Source organism: Sulfitobacter sediminis (genome assembly GCF_040811725.1).
In the GTDB taxonomy this organism is placed as follows: domain Bacteria; phylum Pseudomonadota; class Alphaproteobacteria; order Rhodobacterales; family Rhodobacteraceae; genus Sulfitobacter; species Sulfitobacter sediminis.
On record NZ_JBFNXX010000217.1, the window covers coordinates 1 to 246 of the forward strand.

Annotated in this window: 1 protein-coding gene; it reads right to left on the reverse strand. The window is 66.7% G+C overall.

All coding sequences use genetic code 11. The features are described from left to right. A partial coding sequence (locus AB2B41_RS23680; RefSeq protein ID WP_367880272.1) for a PTS system mannose/fructose/sorbose family transporter subunit IID occupies positions 1 to 246 on the reverse strand: 246 nt, incomplete at both ends.

Sequence of the window (246 nt, forward strand, 5' to 3'; positions counted from 1 at the left end):
GCGTTGAAAATAAAGAAGAACAGCAGCGGTCCAAGAATATTGCCGGAGAGCGCCAGCGAGGCGCCGAGGGCGGCGGTAATCGGCCGCAGCGTGCCCCATACCAGCGGGTCGCCCACGCCTGCCAGCGGCCCCATCAGGCCAACTTTGATCCCGTTGATGGCGCCATCGTCGATAGCGGCGCCGTTGGCCCGGGCTTCCTCCATCGCGGCGGTGACGCCAATCACCGGCCCGCAGACTGCCGGAGTG